Here is an 18,080-nt window from a genome sequence, read left to right as displayed (position 1 = left end):
ATGGCTCAGCGGCGTGTCCCGACCACCGCCACGGCGGTCTTGCGGCCCTCGCCGCTCGCATTCATGGCAAAGCCCAGATGTGTCACATCCCCGGACAGAAGGGTCCGGCGGTATTGCGCATTCGAGAGCCAGTTGCCGGTGAAATGCCCCACATCGGCGGCGGTCGGCTTGGTCCCGCAGCCGCCGCAGGCGCCCGCCATGGCGTTGAGCATGCGCCAATCCGCCCGGTCCCCTGGCAGGAAGCTGAAAAGATCGGCCGAAGGGTCGATCAACCGATCGCCTGAGCCGCCGGCAAGTGCCCTGCTTGCCACCGTCGTCAGCGCGTCGCTCGGCTCCAGCGGCGGCAAGCCCTCCTCCTCGCGCCTGCCGTTGACGGCATCCAGGGCCTCGCGCAGCTGGGCCTCGGGCGAGAGCGGCGTCGGTTCCCCTGCGGCCTGGCCGCCGGGCGACGTGCCGGGGCCGGCAAAGGTCTGGACGGCGTAGGCGCGCTCCCCGCTGGCGGCTATTCCGAAGCCGAACGTATCGAGACCAGGGGCGAGGATATTCTGGCGGTGCTCCGGGCTGTCCATCCAGCCTTCATGGAAGCTGTCCACCCGCGAGGCGGTCGGCGGCACGGGGCACCCGCCGCAGGTCGCGATGTTCTCGGCAACGAAGCGCCAGCGGCTTCCGCCATGTTCGATATAGCGGTCCTGGACGTCCTCGCCTTCGGGCGAGACGTGGCTGTAGTAATCGCGCGCGAGCATGTCTTCCGCATGAGCCTGGGCGGCCTCGTTGAGCGGCTCCGCCAGTTCGAGCAGCTCCAGGCCTCGTTTATCGCGCGCATCGTTCACCAGCGAAAGCGCCTGCTCCCGCAGTGCGTCCAGCGGCCCCGTCTCCACATCCGCGGATTGGGCGGCGGCTGTCCGGCTGCCGGTCAGATGCAGCAGCAAGAGCAGGATGGACAGGGCGGCCGAGGCCTTTTCAAAGCGCATGCCGTACTCCTTCCTCGGGTGGACGCCGGCAGCGCAGCCTGCGGCTGGCGTCGGCATCCACTTTGCCTGGAATGGCTCTATCGCGCGGAGGCCACGCGCACCTTGGTGGCCAACGGACCGGTATCGCCGATCTCCTCCACATAATGAACTTCGTCGCCAACCCTGAGCTTGTCGAAGTCGCCCTGCAGCATGGCGTTCCGGTGGAAATAGAGGGTGCCGCCTTCCTTGGTTATGAGGAAGCCGTGGTCTTCGTTCGGGTAAATCTGCGCCACCTGCCCCAGGAACTGCTTCTGCGAATCGTGAGGCTCGCCCTTGTCACGGTCCTCGCGCGCCTCCTTCACCCGCGCGAGCTGACGTTCTGCGATCTCGAAGGCATCGTTGATCGCGTTGCCGAGGTCGGGGTTCTGAAACCGCTTTTGCAGGCGGTCGGGCTCATAAGCCACGACGAGCGGCGGCGCGCCCGGCAGGCTTATCTCGATACGCACGACCGGAGGCATCGTGCCCTCGACGTTCTGCGCCCGCTGGTCCACGGTCACCCGGCAACCAATGATGCGGCCGTAATATTCTTGCAGCTTTTCAACCCGCGCGCGGATCTCCGCCTCCGCCCAATCGGATTTTTCGGCCTTGTGGAAAGCGATCTGCAGGGGAATTTCCATGCTTGTCCTCATACGTAATGGCTATAGGCGGCAAAGCCCGCCGATCAGCCGTCCAACGGCCGCAAGGAAGACATGTTCCCGCGGTGCGGTCACCGGAACTTGCCGAAGCGGCATGCGTTTAGGGACGAGGGGAGCACGCTCGGGGAGCGGCGACCCCTGCGTGAGGGTAGCGTATTGCCCAGAACGCCGAGGCGCCAACTGAAGGAAGCGTTCACGAAGGGAGTTCTGCGTCCTTGTTCGCGACCTTCGTTTTCGGCATCCGCGGGGGTCGCCGACGATGAGCCCGCTGCGGCCCCCGCGCAGCGACAGGAATGGAGGAGGCAATGCCCACGCCCCCGCGGCCGACACCTATTCCCGAACCGACGCCGCCACCGGTTCCGCCGCCCGACGGACTGCCCGAACCCGAGCCGGTGCGCGAGCCCGATCCCGACCGCCTGCCGGACGAGACGCCCGTGCCCAACCCGGACGAGGACGACGAGCCACCACGGCATGCGGCGGCCGCCGCCGATTCGGCAAGACGGCCGGTCCTGGATCAGTTGACCGTTTGACGCAAACGCTGAACTGAATCCAACCGGTGGATTCTGCGCAATCGCGGACGCAAGACCGGCTTCCACTTTTCCTGGAATTGCTCTTAGGCCGGCGCCGTGGTTTCCGGCCAATAGAGCCGCGTCGGATTGTCGACGAGCAGCATGCGAAGGACCGGTGGATCAGGCGCTATCTCGGCGAGGAGATCGACGAGCATCCCGTCGTCGGGCATGTTCTTGCCGATATTGGGATGCGGCCAGTCCGTGCCCCACAGCACGCGGCCGGGAAAGCGGCGCGTCAGAGCCCGCGCAAAGGGGACTGCGTCGTGGAAAGGCGGTCCCGCCCGCGATATGCGCTCGGCGCCGCAAACCTTGACCCAGAAGCGCTCGTCTTCCATCAGGTCGAGCAACATGCCGAAAGCCGCCTGCTCAAGGCCCTGGCTGGCGTCGACACGCCCCATATGGTCGATCACCATGGTCAGGTCGAGGCTCTTCAGGACCGGGGCGAGCGCCTTGAGCCTGTTGGCATCGAAGTGAACCACGGCGTGCCAGCCGAGCGGCGCGATCCTTGCGGCAATGAGGCGCAGCGCGCCGATGTCGGCGTCCTTGCCCAGATGCGAAACGAAGTTGAACCGGACGCCGCGCACGCCGCCTTCGTGCAGCCTTTCGAGCTCTTCGTCCGAAACGGTGCGGTCGACCATGGCGACGCCCCGACACCGGCCCTGGCTCGCGGCAATCGCATCGAGCATGGCGCTGTTGTCGGTGCCGTGGCAGCTCGCCTGGACGAGAACCGAGCGCTCTATGCCTAGCATGTCGTGCAGGGCGAACAGCATCTCCTTCGGTGCGTCGGCCGGCGTGTAGGTCCGTTCGGGCGCGAACGGGAAGGCATGGGCCGGTCCGAACACATGACAATGCGCGTCACAGGCCCCCGAAGGCAGCGTGATCTTCGGCTTGCTGGGCGCGGGATGGAAGGGACGATTTTCGGAAAGCATCAGGAGGCCTTGCTGTCATAGGGCGCGGCGGCTGGACCTTGCCCCAGCATGACGCGGTAAAGGAGGAGAGCCATTCCGGCCAGGCCGGCCGCCCGCGCAACGATGGTGACCGGATCGACGGCGGTCACCGCCTGCGGCCAGACGACCAAGAGGGATGCAACCGCCACCGCCGCGCGCTCGGTACGGGTCATGGGCCTACCCAGCCACCCTGCGAAAGCGATCGTCAAACCGACGGTCCCGATCGTCGCCAAGACGATGGAGAACGCGATCTCAAGGCCGGTGCCGAGCATCAGCAGGCCGGGCATGGTGGCAAACAGGAACGGCACGAGGAGCTTTACGAAGCCCAGCCTTACCGCCTCGACCGCCGTCCTGTTAGCATCGCCGCCGGAAATGCTGGCGGCGGCATAGGCCGCCAGCGCGACAGGCGGCGTGATCGCCGAGGCAAGCCCGTAGTAAAAGATGAACATGTGCGCAACGATCGGCGGAACGCCGAGCCGGGTCAGGGCGGGCGCGACGAGGACGGCGAGCAGCAGATAGGCCGCCGAGGTCGGCAGCCCCATGCCGAGCACGAAGGAAACCAGTGCCGTCAGAAGCAGGATCGCCCACATGTTCTGCCCGCCGATATTCACGATCAGGCCGGAGAGCATGAGACCCATGCCGGTGAGATTGAGCACGCCGATGACCGCGCCGGCGGCGGCGACGGCCGCGACGATGGGCATGGTGGAGAGGAGCGTGTCGCGGCACACGATGGCAAGATCCACCGGCCCGACGCGGGTTTGCCTCGACCACGGCGAAATCAGAAGCGCCATGAGGATGGACATCACGGCCGCCCGCGTCGGCGTGTAGCCGGCAATGAGGAAGCCGATCAGGCCGATCAGGGGCAGAAGCAGGTAGCCGCGCCGCAGCAGCGTCTGCCGCAGCAAGGCCCAGCCGGCCTCGGTGTCGCGCTCGAGGCCGAGCCGGCCGGCCTCCAGCCGTACGGCAACCATCAGCGCCAGCACGTAAAGGAGACCCGGAACGAGAGCCGCAAGAGCGATCTGCGCGTAGGGAACGCCGATGATCTCGGCCATGAGAAACGCCGCGGCGCCCATCACCGGCGGCAGGATCTGCCCGGCCGAAGAGGCCGCCGCCTCAATGGCGCCGGCAAGGTTGGCGGAATAGCCCACCCGCTTCATCAGCGGGATCGTGAAGGTGCCGGTCGTCACGACATTGGCGACGGCGCTGCCGTTGATCGTGCCGAGCATGGCGCTCGACAGCGCGGCCGAAAGCCCCGGCCCGCCCTGCATGCGCCCGGTCAGGCCGCGGGCGATGTCCACGAACACTTCGCCGGTGCCGACCTTCATCAGCAAGGTGCCGAGCAGGGCGAAGAGAAAGATGTATTCCACGGCCACGCCCATCGGCAGGCCATAGACGCCTTCGGTCGAAAGCATCAGCGTCGAGGCCAGCCTGCGCAAGTCGTAGCCGCCATGGCCGTACCGGCCGGGGATGAGGTCGCCGAACCATGCATAAGCCAGCGCGAGGACGACCAGCACCACCAGTGCCCAGCCGACCGCGAGGCGCGCCAGGACCAGCACCACCGCCATCAGCCCGACGAAGATGAAAAGGTCCGGCGGCGTCGCCATGGCGCCGCGCATGATGATGTCGAGATAGGAGGCCCACAGATGATAGCCGGGCACCAGCGCCACGGGAGCCAGCGCGTAGCACAGCAGCCGCACCGAGCCAGACCGTGCATTGAGGCCGATATAAAGCAGCCCCGCGCAGGAGACGAGCGAGAAGAACTGCGAGCGCAGGATGAGCGCGGTGATGAGCCCGAAATAGGCGCCATAAAGGACGAGCAAAGTGATCGCGACCGCCAGCAGGGTGAAGAGAAGCGAAACGGTGACCGCTTCTCCCTTGGCGCGTTTCGTCAGGCGGTCGAGCCGCAGCTTATCCAACATGGCCGTCATCCGGTCCTTCACCGCGCCCAGCGCTATTTCACGCTGTCGAAGTAGCTCTTGGCGCCCGGATGCAGATCGATCGGCGTCTGCGTTGCGGTGTCGACCGCGATGGCCTTGGCCTGCGGGTGCACCTCGCCGAGTTCGTCCAGATGTTCGAAGATGGTCCTGGTGATGGTCTCGACCAGCGCTTCATCGGCATCCTGCTTCACGAACAGCGTCGCCGGATCGTTGACCGCGGCGACGGCCTCCTCCTGGTCCGGATATGTGCCGGCCGGGATGTCGAACTTCTGATAGAACGGGTACTCCTCGAACAGGCTGGCGGTCTTTTCGGGGTCGATCGGCAGGAGAACCATGTCGCGCTGCGCATCGAGATCGATCAGCGCTGCCGTCGGGGCGCCGGCCAGGACGACCGTCGCATCAATGGTGCCGTTCATCAGGGCGTTCGTGCCTTCGGTGTAGGAGATGAACTGGACGTTGTCCTCGTCGAAAACGCCGTGGGCTTCCAGCAGCCGCCGCCCGAGCACCGCCGCGTTGCTGCCGGGAGGTCCCAGATTGATACGCTTTCCGGCGAGGCCTTCCATCGTGGTGATGCCGGTGTCGGCCACCGTCGCGATCTGCAATACGGCCGGATAGAGATAGGCCATGGCAGCGACCGGCTGCGGGTCGCTGGCGAACGGTCCCTCGCCTGCCTTCGCTTCATAGAGCGTCGAAGACGACGAGAAGCCGAATGTCATCTGCCCGGCGGCAACGCGCCGAATATTCTCGACCGAAGCGCCGGTGACCTCGGCGCGCGCGGTAGCTTCCTCCATATGCTTGTTCAGCACATCCGCCATACCCGCGCCTATGACGTAGAACAGTCCGCCCGTGCCGCCGGTGCCGATGGAAATGCGCTCTTGCGCCATGGCGGGCGAGCCGATCAACGCCGCCGCCAGGGCGGCGCCGGCCATCATCTTGCGAAACATCATTCTCAATTCCTCCCTGGATTATTCGGTGTTTTCCAGTTTGGGCGCCGAATGCGCCCCGGGCCTGGAAAGCGCCCGGAAACTTGCGAAGCTTGCGTCGACGATCTGCGCGATGGCCGCGTCCTGATCCGCAGCGTCGATTGCGCCATCCGACAGGCGTTCGACACGCTCGGGGTTGATGAGCGTGTAGTAGAGCGATCCGAGCAGGAACTGGCTGCGCCAGACGATGTCCTGGCGCCGGGCGCCGGGAAGGCAGCCCGCGATCGCGTCGATGAAAACGCGCGTGGTCGCATCGAAGGACCTGGCGATGATCTCGCGCGCCTGCGGATTGCCCTCGGCCGAAAGCATGGCGCGCAGTCTGGTGAAGCGCGCGCCGCCGCCGGCAAGGTCGTCCGACGAGGTGAAGGTCGGCAGAAGATAACCGCGCAGGATCGCCGTCAGGCGCTGATCGAGGTCCTCGACCCGTTGCGCCTCGCCGATCAGCTCCAGCCGGCGCGCATTCATCGGCCGGGTGTGGCGGGCGTAGATCGCCTCCAGCAGGCCGAGCTTGTCGCCGAAGTGATAGGTGATGCTGCCGACATTCACACCCGCCGCGCGCGCGATCTCACGCAGGGCCACCGCCCCGAAGCCGCGCTGGGCAAACAGCTTTTCGGCCTCGTCGAGGATCGCTGGCCTGATTTCCCTGGATGTCGACGTCTTCGCCATGTTTGCCGGCTGCCTCCCTCTGCCATGGCACCGATAATGCTTTGCTGTACGATTGTCCAGTGCTTTTAGACAACTGTCTAAAAGCACGTCGCGGCACATCAGGCAGGCGCGTCGTTCCCACCAAAGTTTCCATGAGTTCTGGCCGCCGCGAAATTCTTGCCGCAGGAGCTTGAAAACGGTCGCGCAGGTCCCCAAATTCCCAGCGGTCCGGGCCCCTCTGGCAATGCGGTAGCATTGCGATGTCGGACTTCGAGTTAGTTGCGGCTTGCGCATCTTGCTTGTTGGCCGACCCCTTTTCGAACTTCCGTCGTCCTCCAAGTAAGGTCTCAAGCCGCAGCCCGATTGGCCGCGGCATGGCCAGAGCGTGGAGAAGAAAATGAAGTGCCCGATCGACGAGACGGAACTGGTAATGACCGAGCGGCAGGGGATCGAGATCGACTACTGCCCGAAATGCCGCGGCGTGTGGCTCGACCGCGGGGAGCTCGACAAGCTGATCGAGCGGGCCGCCCCTGCCGAGGCGCCGCGCGCGGAGAGGCCCTACCGGCAGGAGGAGGCCCGGCCGCAATACCGCGAGTCCGGATACGACCAGCCGCGCTACAAGAAGCGCAAGTCGCTGCTCGGCGAACTGTTCGACTTTTAACCTAACTATCCGATGAAGGCCGGCCCCATGGGTCGGCCTTTCTTCGTCCATTTTCATTTTCTCCCGGTGCGGGAGGATCAGCGGAAGAAAACTCATGGAATCGAGCATCTGGCTCTGGGTCGGGTTCAACCTGTTCGTCTTGGCGCTGCTGGCCTTCGACCTCGGCGTCCTCCACCGCAAGGAACGCGAAATCAAGGTCGGCGAAGCCCTGTGGCTGAGCCTTTTCTACATTGTTCTCGCCCTTCTGTTCGGCGCCGGCCTCTTCTGGCTGCGGGGCACGCAGGACGGGATCGACTTCCTGACCGGCTATTTCATCGAAAAGTCGCTCAGCGTCGACAACATCTTTGTCATCGTCCTGATCTTCACCTATTTCTCCGTGCCGGCGCAGTACCAGCACCGGGTGCTCTTCTGGGGCATCCTGGGCGCGCTTTTCATGCGCGGCGTCCTCATCTTCGCCGGCGTGCAGCTCATCCACCAGTTCGCCTGGATGGCGCTCCTGTTCGGCGGGTTCCTCATCGTCACCGGCGTCAAGATGCTGATCGTGGCGGATCAGAAGCCCGATATGGAAAACAATATCGTGCTGAAAGCCGTGCGACGGCGGTTCAGGCTCACCGAGACCTATCGCGGCAAGCACTTCTTCGTCCGTGAGAACGGCCTGCTCTATGCCACGCCGCTGTTTCTCGTGCTCGTGATGATCGAGTTCACGGATCTCGTCTTCGCCGTCGATTCCATCCCCGCGATCATCGCCATCACCACGGATCCGTTCATCGTCTACACCTCCAACGTCTTTGCCATCCTCGGCCTGCGCGCGCTCTACTTCGCGCTGGCCGGCATCGTGCCGCGCTTCATCTACCTGAAATACGGGCTGTCGTTGGTGCTGGTGGTGATCGGCTCCAAGATGATCGCCAACTACTTCTACGGCGGCAAGTTCGTGCCGACGGAGCTTGCGCTGCTGATCACGGTGGTGCTGATCGGCGGATCGATCGCCCTCTCGCTCATCCGCACGCGCGGCGCGCCACCCGCCGAGCCGCAGGTGCTGCCCACGGGCTGGGTGCCGGGCAGCCCGGCCATGCCGGCCGAGAAGCCCGCCGACGCGGAGTAGCCGATGCGCGCATTGTGGGCTGGCCAGCTTCCGTTGGGGCGCGCGTTCTGGGAATACGCGCTCATCTACGGCACGCTGGCCAGCCTGCTGGCCACGGGGTCAGCTCTCGCGCTCTTTGGCGCCGGGGTGCCGGCGGCAGCCGCGCTGGCGGTCCATTTTCTTGCGCTGCCCTATCTGCTGGTCGCGGTCGTGGGCGTCTATCGCAGCGCGGCCCGCTACACCGGCCCGCCGATATGGGCGCGGCTGGCGGAGGTCGCCGTCGTGCTGTGGGCGGGGATCATGGTCGTGGTCTGACCGTCCCGACGGCAGGCCGATCGCGTTCCGTCAGAAGCGCTCGGCCCTCAGCACCTGGGTGTCGGACACGCTCACGACGCCGATGTGCCGTTCGACAACGGCGAAGGCGGCTTCGAGCAGCATGTCCAGCCGCTCAGGGCGGATCAGGCAGATGACGGCGACCATGCCGCCAGCCCGCCCCACCTGGCCTTCGCGGCTCCACTGGCCCGAGCGCCCGGACCCGCCACTGACGGGCAGGACCGTGTAGCCAGTCACGCCAGCCTCGGTGAGCGCGTTGGTGAGCTGCCGTTCCATCACCGCCTCGATGATGATTTCCACGCGCTTGGCCTCATGCATCTTCATTGTCTTCAGTTCCCCATCACGGCGCCGGCCAGCATCATATAGAGCGGGATGCCGAGCGTCAGGTTGAACGGAAAGGTGATGCCCAGCGACAGCGTCAGCGACAGGGCCGGGTTTGCCTCGGGCAGCGCCACGCGCATGGCCGCGGGCACGGCGATATAGGAGGCGGACGCCCCCAGGACCATGAACAGCACCACGCCGCCGAGGGAAACCCCCAGCCCCAGGCCGGCGGCCAGGCCAAGCGCGGCGCCGACGAGCGGCATCAAGATGCCGAAGGCGACCACCCCGGGGGTGAGCACGCCGCGGCTGCCGCGCAACCCGCGGCCCGCCACCAGCCCCATGTCGAGCAGGAACAGGCACAACACCCCCTTGAACGGTTCGACGATGAAGCTGCTGATCTCCGCAAGGCCCTCCTCCCCCGTGATCCAGCCGATGGCGAAGGCGCCGAGCAGGAGGACGATGGAGCCGTTGAGCAGGATCTCGCGCCAGAGTTCGGCGCCCACGCGCTCGGTTCCGCCTCCGCGCCTGGCCACAAGCCACAGCGCCGACAGAATCGCCGGAGCCTCCATCGCCGCCGCCACCGCGACCATGTAGCTTTCGGCCGGAATACCGCGCCCGGCCAGAAGAGAGCTGGCGGCAACGAATGTCACGATCGAGATCGATCCATAGTGTCCGGCCACCGCAGCCGCGTCGGTGACCGACACCCGCGTCAGAAAACGCAGCAGGGCGAAGGCGATGAAAGGCAGGAGAAGCGAAAGCGCCACGCCCGCAAGCAGCGCCGCCACCAGCCGCGCATCGACGCCGTGGGCCGCCACGCCTGCGCCGCCCTTGAAGCCGATGGCGAACAGGAGATAGAGCGACAGCCCCTTGGCGATCGCTTCGGGAAAGCTGAGATCGGAGCGGGCCAGAGCCGCCACGAGCCCGAGCACGAAGCTGAGAATGATCGGCGAAACCAGATTGGCCCCCGCCAGCGCCAGGATACTGTCCATGCCCACTCCTTCAATGCCAGCGGGTTTATAGTCGAGAGTATCAGGGGCGAGAAGTCAGAAAGTCCTGCTGTGAACAATCGACTGCGATGCCGCCGCACGGCTGCAGGGCCAAGCCGGCGAAACGAAACCGCTGCCGGTAGCGCGCCGGGGTGACGCCGGTCAGGCGCTTGAACAGCCGCCGGAAGAAGGCCGGGTCATCGTAGCCCACGGCATGGGCGACGGCATCGGTGGCCTCGGCCGTCGTCTCCAGCATCTGCTTCGCCTCCTCGATACGCAGCGCCTGTATGTAATCGATAGGCGTGTAGCCGGTCGCCGACCGGAAGCGGCGCTTGAAGGTGCGGACGGGCAAGCCGGAAAGCTGCGTCACGCGGGCGACCGGGTTGGGCTCGGCGTAGTGCTCGGCAAGCCATTGCTGGCAGCGCGCGATCGTGGCGTCGTGATGGGCGGTCGGCCGACCCAACGCGGCGAAGGGGAGCTGGCCCTCGCTGTGATCGCCGATCAGGAAAACCTTGGCGATCCGCACAGCCTCCGCAGGGCCGCGGAAGCGCGTGACGAGATACAGGGCAAGATCGGTCCAGGATGCTGCACCGCCTGAGGTGATGATGCGATGCTCCGGCCCGGCGGGGCACAGGATCCGCTCCGCCCGCAGGTGCACGAGCGGGTAACACCTGGCGAAGATGCCGGCGACGCCCCAATGAGTCGTTGCATCGACGCCATCGAGCAGCCCGGCCTCGGCGAGGAAGACGGAACCGGTGCAGACCGAGCAGACGATCGCTCCCCGGTCGAATTGACGCCGCAGCCAGGCCGTCTCTTCGGGCCAGCGGCCGCGCGGGTCTTCCTCCGGCCTCAGCATCAGATCGGTGACGATGACGATGTCGGCGCGCCCCGCCCCGTCAAGGCTCTCTTCGGGGGCGATGGGCGGCCCGAAAGGCGAAGGATAGGGTGCCTTTGCGCGGGCCACGATCCGTGCATCGAGGCGCGCGGCCGCGGTCGCCTCGTGCGTCAACTGCTGCCAGGCGACGCCGACGGAGGCGAAGACTTCGTGCAGCCCGTAAAGCGTTGCCGGCGTCGTCTCGGGCAGGGCCAGCAATTGGATCCGTGCCACGGATCCGGTTCCCGTTTGCGCTTCCATGGCGCCTCTTTGGCACAAATGCCTCTTTCTTGTCCACTTCCGCACTTTTGCGGCGCCGCCAACGCGTCTACTCGCCGCCGACCCACAACCGGAAAGGAGAAGATGCGATGTCGGAGGCACAAATGCCCCAGACCCTGGACGAGACTGCTGCGGCGGCCTTCGCGGAGAAGGCCGGCGCCATGCTTGAGGCCGGCGCGGTCGCGGTCATGATGTCAATCGGCCACCGCCTGGGCCTGTTCGACCTGATGGCGGCGTTGCCGCCGTCGACCAGCGAGGCGATCGCCCAGCGGGCGGCGCTTTCGGAGCGCTATGTGCGCGAATGGCTGGCGGTGATGGTGACGGGCCGGATCGTCGCCTACCATCCCCAGACGAAGACCTATCACCTGCCGTCCGAACATGCTGCCTGCCTGACGCGCGGCGCGCAGCTCGGCAACCTTGCCGTCTACGCCCAAGCCGTCGCCATGATGGGACAAATGCAGGAGCGGCTCATCGCCTGCATGGAGACCGGCGAAGGCCTCGCCTATGGCGATTATCCCTGCTTTCATCAGATGATGGCGGAAGATAGCGGCCAGACCGTCGTGGCGCGGCTCTTCGATACCATCCTGCCGCTTGCCGAAGGGACTGCGGAACGGCTGGCGACGGGCATCGAGGTGCTCGATGCGGGCTGCGGGCGCGGAGCGGCGCTGATCGAGATGGCGCGGCGCTATCCGGCCAGCCGCTTCACCGGCTATGACCTTTGCGGCGATGCAATTGCCTTTGCCAAAGAGGCCGCGCGCAAGGCCGGGCTCGACAATATCCGCTTCGAGCAGCGCGATCTCACGGGATATGACGAGAAGGCGCGGTTCGATCTGATCACCAGCTTCGACGCCGTACACGACCAGAAGGATCCGCAGGCGCTGGCCCGCGGGCTCAAAGGCGCGCTCAGAGGGGGCGGCGTCTACCTGATGCAGGATATCGGCGGCTCGGCGCGGCTGGAAAACAACCTCGATTTCCCCTTCGCGCCCTTTCTCTATGCCGTCTCGCTCTGCCACTGCATGCCCGTTTCCCTCGGCCAGGGCGGCCTCGGGCTCGGCACGATGTGGGGATGGGAGACGGCGCAGTCGATACTCGATGCGGCCGGCTTCCGCTCGGTCGAGCGCCATGTCCTGCCGCACGACCCGATGAATGTCTGGTTTGTCGCCCGCGTGTAAGCGAGCCGATCTGTCCGACAGGGAAAGGAAAACAGCCATGAAGCAAGCAAGCGTGCATTCCGCAGAACGACCGAAGACCAAGGGAGCGGGGCTCGCAAGGCCGCTCGCCGCGGGCCTGATCGCCGCCGCGCTTTCCGGTGCCCCGGCGCTTGCCGACGACCTTGCGCAACGCGTGGACGCGGTGATCGACCGCTGGGTGAGCGCGGAGAAAATCGTCGGCGTGGTGGCGATGATCGCGCGGGATGGAGAGATCGTCTACCGCCGCGCCGCCGGCTATGCCGACCGCGAAGCCGGAATCGCCACCAAAGAAGACACGATCTTCCGCCATGCGTCCAATACCAAGGCGATCGTCTCGGCGGCCGCGCTGGCGCTGGTCGAAAGGGGCAAGCTGTCGCTCGACGACACGGTCGAAGAATGGCTGCCTTATTTCACGCCCCGGCTCGCCGACGGCAGCCGGCCCGACATCACCATCCGCCAGTTGATGACGCACACCTCCGGGCTCAGCTATGCCTTCCTCGAACCGGAAGGCAATGCCTACCGGCGCGAACGGATCCCGCAGGGGCTGGACGGCGCCAGGATGACGCTCGAGGAAAGCCTGCGCCGGCTCGCTTCGGTGCCGCTTTTCTACGTTCCCGGCACGGAGTGGCGCTATTCGCTTTCCACCGACGTCCTGGGCGCCGTGGTCGAAAAGGCGGCGGGCATGTCGCTGCCGGAGGCGGTGGCGCATTACGTGACCGGCCCGCTCGGCATGAGGAGCACCAGCTTCCTGGTCGCCGACAAGGCCCGGCTGGCGGCGGCCTACCGCGATGGCGAGTCCAGGGCCGTGCGCATGAACGAGGAGGAGGATGAACTCCCGCTCGGCGTGCCAGCATCGCCCGGTCGCGCGCTCGACCCGGCAGCCTATCCATCGGGCGGCGGCGGCATGAGCGGCACTGCGGAGGATTATTTGCGCTTTCTGGAGGCGCTCCGCACCGGCGGCGCGCCGATCCTTGCAGATGAATCGGCCGCGTTGTTCGCACAGCATGCAATCGGCGACCTGCGCGCCTGGACGGAGGGCGAAGGCTGGGGCTTCAGCCTGGCCGCCGCGGTGCTGCTTGACCCGCAAGCCGCGCGCACACCGCAAAATGCGGGAACCTGGCAATGGGGCGGCGTGTATGGCAGCCACTGGTTTGTGGATCCCGCGGACAAGCTCACGGTGGTGGTGCTGACCAACACCTCTGTCGCCGGCGTGATCGGCGAGTTCCCTGCCGAGCTTCGGGATGCGATCTACGCAGTGCGCAAGGGCGGCTGATCGTGCAGGCGGCGCTTCATCTGCCCCGCCGCCCGTCCTTGGCTTCGAAATAGCTGGACCGCGCACGGCCCCGGGGCGCGGTCCAGCGGCCATTACAGGCGGGGCGGGACCAGCCCTGCGTGTACCCTCTCCACCGGTTCGGACCGTCTGATGCGGTTGGCAGGAAGTGGCAGTTTTGTCCGGATGCGGTGTTGCGTCGACACCGTCGCGCCTCATCCGCCGGCCATGATGGCCGGCGGTGACGTGCCGCAGCGTCACGCCGCAATGCGCATTGAAGATCACAACGTTAGAGGACTTCCGATGGCCGGCCAGACACCTCCTCCCGTACCCGAGGGCTATCATTCCGTGAACCCATGGATCATCCCGAAAGGGGCGTCAGGTCTGATAAAGTTCCTTGAGCATGTCTTCTCGGCTGTCGAGACGAAAGAGGCACGCATTCCCGATCGTGACGGCCTGCTGATTCATTCCGAGGTGAGAATCGGCGACAGCGTCATCATGATATTCGATTCCAAGGAGGATTGGCCCCAAACGCCGTCCTTTCTGCAAGTCTATGTAGAGGATGCCGAATCCGTGCTCACGCGCGCCCGCAATGCCGGTGCCGAGGTTGTGACGGAGTTGTCGGACTTCATGTTCGGCGAGAAGATCGCCCGGTTTTTCGACCCCTGGGGAAACCTGTGGTGGGTCCATCAGCGTGCCGAGGAAGTCGATCAGGCCGCGGAGAGCGCGCGCGTGGAGCAGGAGATGGAGTCGTTCGACAGCGAAGCCACCGATTACGTGTACGACACGCTTATGCGAGCGATGCGGGATCTGCGCTCCAGATCGCGATGACGCTCACGCCGGCCCCGCTGATGGCCCGATCAGCGCTTTGCTCTTCGTCGCGAGGTTGCGGGCCGTCTGTGCCAACAGGGTGACGTCAATTCCCGTCGCGACGAAGAGCGCGCCAAGCTCCAGATAGCGCCGGGCCAGCGCCAGGTCGTAAGGATGCCCGGAGCCTTGCCCGCGGCGGCGATCCGGACCAGTGCATCCTGAACAGCCTCCTGCACCTCCGGGTGCCCCGGATTGCCCATATGACCCATGCTGGCCGCCAGATCGGACGGTCCGACGAAAACGCCGTCTACATGGTCCACCGCCAGGATTGCGTCCAGATTGGCCAGGGCCTCGACGGTCTCGACCTGCAGAAGCAGGCAGATCTCGTGATTTGCCGTGTGCAGATAATCCGGGATTGCGGCAAAGCGCGACGCCCGCGCCAGAGCCGAGCCGACCCCGCGCAGGCCTTCGGGCGGGTACCGGCAGGCTCGCACCATCTCGCGCGCCTGATCGGCGGTGTCAATCATCGGGATCAGCAAGGTCTGCGCGCCGACGTCTAGCACCTGCTTGATGAGCCAGGCCTCGCCAATCGGCAGCCGCACCACCGGATGACTTTCCGACGGCCCCACCACCTGCAGCTGGTCGCGAAGGCTGCGGATGTCGTTGGGCGCGTGTTCGCCGTCGATCAGCAGCCAGTCGAAGCCGGCGGTGGTCATGATCTCGGCGGTACTGGCGTCGGCCAGGCCGACCCAGCAGCCGATCTGCGGCCTGCCCTCACGCAGGGCCTGTTTGAAAGCGTTTTTTGGAGCCGGCATTCAAAACCTCAAGCAAAGCTGACGGAAACCGCGCCGAACAGCCCGAAATCGGCGTCGATCCTCGTGCCCGAGGGGCATTCGACCGGGCGGATGAAGCTGCCCGACAGGATCACCTGGCCGGGTTCGATGCTTTGGCCGTATTGGGCCATGCGCCGGGCCAGCCAGACCACGCTTTCCACCGGATCGTTCAGCACCCCGGCGCCCAGGCCGGTTTCCTCGATCTGGCCATTGCGCAATGCCAGCGCCCCCACCCAGCGCAGATCGAAGGCATCGACCGCATGTTTCTGCGGGCCCAGCACGATGCCGGCATTGGCCGCGTTGTCGCTGATCGTATCGAATACGGTGCGCGGCTTTCCGGTTTCGGGGTCGGCCCGCTGGATGCGCGTGTCGAGGATCTCGATCGCGGGCGACACGTGGCCGGTAGCGGCAATCACCTCTTTTCGGGTGACCGTTTCGCCTCCCACGGCGGCCTTCATCACAAAGGCGATTTCCACCTCGATCCGGGGCTGGATGAACCGCCCCCGCGGCACCGTGGCGCCATCGTCGAACGCCATGTCGTCAAACAGGATGCCGCTGTCGGGGACGTCGATTTTCAGTGCAGACTGCATCGCCTTCGACGTCAGTCCGATCTTCCAGCCAATCACCCTGCGGCCTTCGGCCAGTTTGGCGCGATAGATGGCCTTCTGCACCCGATAGGCATCGTCCATGCCCATCTCGGGATGGCGCAGCGACAGAAGGCCGATCTGGCTGCGGCTCTTCTCGGCAGCCAGCAGATCGCCGGCGGCGCGGGCGTGATCTTCCGGCGTCATAGCACTTCGTCCTCGATGCCGTTGCGCAACACTCCGATCCCCGCGACTTCCACCTCGACCACATCACCGGGCTTGAGGTATCTGGGCGGGTCGTACCGCGCGCCGGCGCCGGTGGGCGTGCCGGTGACGATGATGTCGCCCGGCAGCAAGGTCATGAAGGTCGAGATATATTCGATCTGGCGGCGGATCGGGAACAGCATCCGGCTGAGATAGTCGTCCTGGCGCACCTCGCCGTTCACCCGCGTGAGGATCCGCGCCTCATCCAGCTGCGCCGCATCGGTGAACGGCACGAGCCAGGGGCCGAGCGAGCCGGATTTGTCCCAGTTCTTGCCCTGGGTGACGTTGAACTTGGCATGGCGCACCCAGTCGCGGATGGTGCCTTCGTTGCACAAGGTCAGCGCGGCGATGTGATCATAGGCGTCGTCCTGCGCGATGCGGCGGCCCGCCTTGCCGATAATGACGGCCACCTCGCCTTCGTAGTCCAGCGTGTGGCTTTCCGGCGGGCGCACCAGGTTCTGCTCGTGGCCGGCAAAGCCGCTGAGGAACCGCGGGAACAGCGACATATGTTTCGGCTGCTCGCTGCCATCCTTGTATTCCGCGTTGCGGTCGGGAAAGTTCACGCCGACGCAGAGCAGCCGGACGGCGTTGGGCAGCGGGATCTGATAGGCGAACTCCCGATGCGTCACGTCCCTGCCCTCGGCGGCTCTGCCAAGCGCCGCAAGGCCGCCATCGCGGATCGCGTCGAGCAGCGTCGGCCACTGCGGGAACGCGCTGTTGAGGGCGATCATGCCAGCATCGGCGACCGCGCCGTAGAAACTTTCGCCATTGGCGGTGTAGGTTGCAAAACGCATCGCGTCACTCCTCGCTGTCGAGATCAGGCCGGTATTCACGCCACAGCTATGAGTTCTGGAGCGCAAGCACGGGGTTTCCTACGGCGCGATGATGGGGCTGGCCTGGATGGTGGACGCCTTGGTGTCCACGCCGACGAATTGCGTTCCGTGCTTGAACCAGCTTTCCGGCGCAGGCGCGCCCCAGAGGGTCTGGCGCTGCGGGTCCTTCAGGTCCCATTTGATCGGCTCCAGATCGGGATCGACCGTCTGATAATCCGAGCAATAGATCTCGATGCGGTGGCCGTCGGGATCGAGGATATAAAGGAAGAAGGCATTGGAAATGCCGTGCCGACCGGGGCCGCGTTCGACGTTCTTCACGTAACCGGTTGTCGCCATCAGATCGAGCAGGTCGATGATATTGAGCGGCGTCGGCACCCAGAACGCGACATGGTGCATGCGCGGGCCGGTCCCATTGGTGAAGGCCATGTCGTGCACACCGCCTTTGCGGTGCATCCAGGCCGCCCAGATCTTCTTGCTTTCCGCCTCTTCGGTATATTCCGTCACGCGGAAGCCGAAATCGCTGTAAAAGGCTACCGAGGCGTCCACATCGTGGCTGAAGCAGTTGAAGTGGTCGATGCGCAGGGGCTTGACCCCGCGATAAAGTGCGTATTTCTGGTGTATCGGCTCCAGCCGGTCCATCTTGTGATAGAATTCCAGCGGAATGCCCATATTGTCGGAGGTCAGCAGCGTGCGGCCCTGATAGGGGCGTTCCACCCAGGAGGTCGGGCGGCCTTTGGACTGGAAATAGGCTTCGGCCCGGTCGAGATCCTCCTCGCCGAAGGTCTTGAAGCCCATCACCTCGACGGTGCCGGGCTGCTCGGATTTTTGCAGGATGACGCAGTGATGCCCGCGCTCCTCCATCGCCCGCAGATAGACGTGGCTATCGCTTTCGTCGGTAATCTGAAAGCCCAGGATCTCGGCATAGAACTTTTTCGAAGCCGCCAGATCGCTCACGTTCAGACAGACATGACTGAGACGGATCGTATTGAAAGCGGGATGGAGATTCGGAGCGGGGACGGGCATGAATTCCTCCTC

Annotated in this window: 19 protein-coding genes and 1 pseudogene; 7 read left to right on the top strand and 13 right to left on the bottom strand. The window is 65.5% G+C overall.

The window, feature by feature from the left end:
• Positions 1–5 precede the first annotated feature (5 nt).
• A complete protein-coding gene (locus NTH_RS15840) occupies positions 6–971 on the bottom strand; it encodes a CAP domain-containing protein (RefSeq protein WP_338530918.1) in 966 nt (321 codons plus the stop codon).
• 77 nt (positions 972–1,048) lie between these two features.
• On the bottom strand, positions 1,049–1,627 hold the full coding sequence (locus NTH_RS15835) for an HPF/RaiA family ribosome-associated protein (RefSeq protein ID WP_338530917.1): 579 nt from the start codon (positions 1,625–1,627) through the stop codon (positions 1,049–1,051).
• Between the two features lie 323 nt (positions 1,628–1,950).
• Here NTH_RS15835 and NTH_RS15830 point away from each other — a divergent pair, with 323 nt between their 5' ends.
• Entirely contained in the window at positions 1,951–2,175 is a 225-nt protein-coding gene (locus tag NTH_RS15830; protein WP_338530916.1) for a hypothetical protein, read from the top strand.
• Between the two features lie 83 nt (positions 2,176–2,258).
• On the opposite strand, the gene NTH_RS15825 is transcribed toward NTH_RS15830, so the two are convergent.
• From NTH_RS15825 to NTH_RS15810, 4 genes are read right to left on the bottom strand one after another with little or no spacing between them, the layout of a single operon-like run.
• On the bottom strand, positions 2,259–3,143 hold the full coding sequence (locus tag NTH_RS15825) for an amidohydrolase family protein (protein WP_338530915.1): 885 nt from the start codon (positions 3,141–3,143) through the stop codon (positions 2,259–2,261).
• A complete protein-coding gene (locus NTH_RS15820) occupies positions 3,143–5,080 on the bottom strand; it encodes a TRAP transporter fused permease subunit (RefSeq protein ID WP_338530914.1) in 1,938 nt (645 codons plus the stop codon). Before NTH_RS15820 ends, NTH_RS15825 begins: the two co-directional genes overlap by 1 nt.
• A gap of 32 nt (positions 5,081–5,112) precedes the next feature.
• Entirely contained in the window at positions 5,113–6,045 is a 933-nt protein-coding gene (locus NTH_RS15815; RefSeq protein WP_338530913.1) for a TAXI family TRAP transporter solute-binding subunit, read from the bottom strand.
• An 18-nt stretch (positions 6,046–6,063) separates the two neighbouring features.
• The gene (locus NTH_RS15810; protein WP_338530912.1) at positions 6,064–6,747 is read right to left on the bottom strand and encodes a TetR/AcrR family transcriptional regulator; all 684 of its coding nucleotides are present in this window, start codon (positions 6,745–6,747) and stop codon (positions 6,064–6,066) included.
• A gap of 376 nt (positions 6,748–7,123) precedes the next feature.
• Between NTH_RS15810 and NTH_RS15805 the strand changes: the two genes are divergently transcribed.
• The 3 genes from NTH_RS15805 (at position 7,124) to NTH_RS15795 (ending at position 8,783) form a co-directional block, all read left to right on the top strand.
• Positions 7,124–7,387 (top strand): zf-TFIIB domain-containing protein, encoded by a 264-nt coding sequence (locus NTH_RS15805; RefSeq protein WP_338530911.1) that lies wholly within the window; start codon positions 7,124–7,126, stop codon positions 7,385–7,387.
• Between the two features lie 94 nt (positions 7,388–7,481).
• Positions 7,482–8,489: a TerC family protein gene (locus tag NTH_RS15800; RefSeq protein WP_338530910.1), complete on the top strand. Its 1,008-nt coding sequence runs from the start codon at positions 7,482–7,484 to the stop codon at positions 8,487–8,489.
• Positions 8,490–8,492: 3 nt separating this feature from the next.
• Positions 8,493–8,783, top strand: a complete 291-nt coding sequence (locus NTH_RS15795; RefSeq protein ID WP_338530909.1) for a hypothetical protein — start codon at positions 8,493–8,495, stop codon at positions 8,781–8,783.
• 30 nt (positions 8,784–8,813) lie between these two features.
• On the opposite strand, the gene NTH_RS15790 is transcribed toward NTH_RS15795, so the two are convergent.
• Genes NTH_RS15790 through NTH_RS15780 form a run of 3 tightly spaced genes read right to left on the bottom strand, consistent with a single transcriptional unit; the run spans position 8,814 to position 11,216 of the window.
• Complete coding sequence (locus NTH_RS15790; RefSeq protein WP_338530908.1) at positions 8,814–9,125, bottom strand: P-II family nitrogen regulator; 312 nt, start codon at positions 9,123–9,125, stop codon at positions 8,814–8,816.
• Positions 9,126–9,130: 5 nt separating this feature from the next.
• The gene (locus NTH_RS15785; RefSeq protein ID WP_338530907.1) at positions 9,131–10,111 is read right to left on the bottom strand and encodes a sodium-dependent bicarbonate transport family permease; all 981 of its coding nucleotides are present in this window, start codon (positions 10,109–10,111) and stop codon (positions 9,131–9,133) included.
• Between the two features lie 40 nt (positions 10,112–10,151).
• Positions 10,152–11,216 carry a GlxA family transcriptional regulator gene (locus tag NTH_RS15780; RefSeq protein ID WP_338530906.1) on the bottom strand — a complete coding sequence of 355 codons (1,065 nt, stop codon included), beginning with the start codon at positions 11,214–11,216 and terminating at the stop codon, positions 10,152–10,154.
• 149 nt (positions 11,217–11,365) lie between these two features.
• Here NTH_RS15780 and NTH_RS15775 point away from each other — a divergent pair, with 149 nt between their 5' ends.
• The 3 genes from NTH_RS15775 to NTH_RS15765 all read left to right on the top strand — a co-directional run bounded on the left by NTH_RS15775 (position 11,366) and on the right by NTH_RS15765 (position 14,552).
• Positions 11,366–12,433 (top strand): class I SAM-dependent methyltransferase, encoded by a 1,068-nt coding sequence (locus tag NTH_RS15775; RefSeq protein ID WP_338530905.1) that lies wholly within the window; start codon positions 11,366–11,368, stop codon positions 12,431–12,433.
• Positions 12,434–12,470: 37 nt separating this feature from the next.
• Positions 12,471–13,724 carry a serine hydrolase domain-containing protein gene (locus tag NTH_RS15770; RefSeq protein ID WP_338530904.1) on the top strand — a complete coding sequence of 418 codons (1,254 nt, stop codon included), beginning with the start codon at positions 12,471–12,473 and terminating at the stop codon, positions 13,722–13,724.
• 150 nt (positions 13,725–13,874) lie between these two features.
• Positions 13,875–14,552, top strand: a complete 678-nt coding sequence (locus tag NTH_RS15765) for a VOC family protein (RefSeq protein WP_338530903.1) — start codon at positions 13,875–13,877, stop codon at positions 14,550–14,552.
• A 3-nt stretch (positions 14,553–14,555) separates the two neighbouring features.
• Here the strand turns inward: NTH_RS15765 and hpaI are convergent.
• The 4 genes and pseudogenes from hpaI to hpaD all read right to left on the bottom strand — a co-directional run bounded on the left by hpaI (position 14,556) and on the right by hpaD (position 18,068).
• Positions 14,556–15,346: pseudogene (gene hpaI, locus NTH_RS15760) on the bottom strand (4-hydroxy-2-oxoheptanedioate aldolase).
• 8 nt (positions 15,347–15,354) lie between these two features.
• Positions 15,355–16,155, bottom strand: coding sequence for a 2-oxo-hept-4-ene-1,7-dioate hydratase (gene hpaH, locus NTH_RS15755; RefSeq protein WP_338530902.1), 801 nt, complete (start codon positions 16,153–16,155; stop codon positions 15,355–15,357).
• The gene (locus tag NTH_RS15750) at positions 16,152–17,006 is read right to left on the bottom strand and encodes a fumarylacetoacetate hydrolase family protein (protein WP_338530901.1); all 855 of its coding nucleotides are present in this window, start codon (positions 17,004–17,006) and stop codon (positions 16,152–16,154) included. The genes hpaH and NTH_RS15750 overlap by 4 nt, the downstream gene beginning before the upstream one ends.
• Before the next feature lie 78 nt (positions 17,007–17,084).
• Positions 17,085–18,068, bottom strand: coding sequence for a 3,4-dihydroxyphenylacetate 2,3-dioxygenase (gene hpaD / locus NTH_RS15745; RefSeq protein ID WP_338530900.1), 984 nt, complete (start codon positions 18,066–18,068; stop codon positions 17,085–17,087).
• Between the last annotated feature and the right edge of the window lie 12 nt (positions 18,069–18,080).

The sequence above is a fragment of the Nitratireductor thuwali genome (assembly GCF_036621415.1).
Classification (GTDB): Bacteria; Pseudomonadota; Alphaproteobacteria; order Rhizobiales; family Rhizobiaceae; genus Chelativorans; species Chelativorans thuwali.
The sequence above is the reverse complement of the archived record's forward strand: the minus strand, read 5'-3'. Positions and strand labels throughout refer to the sequence as shown.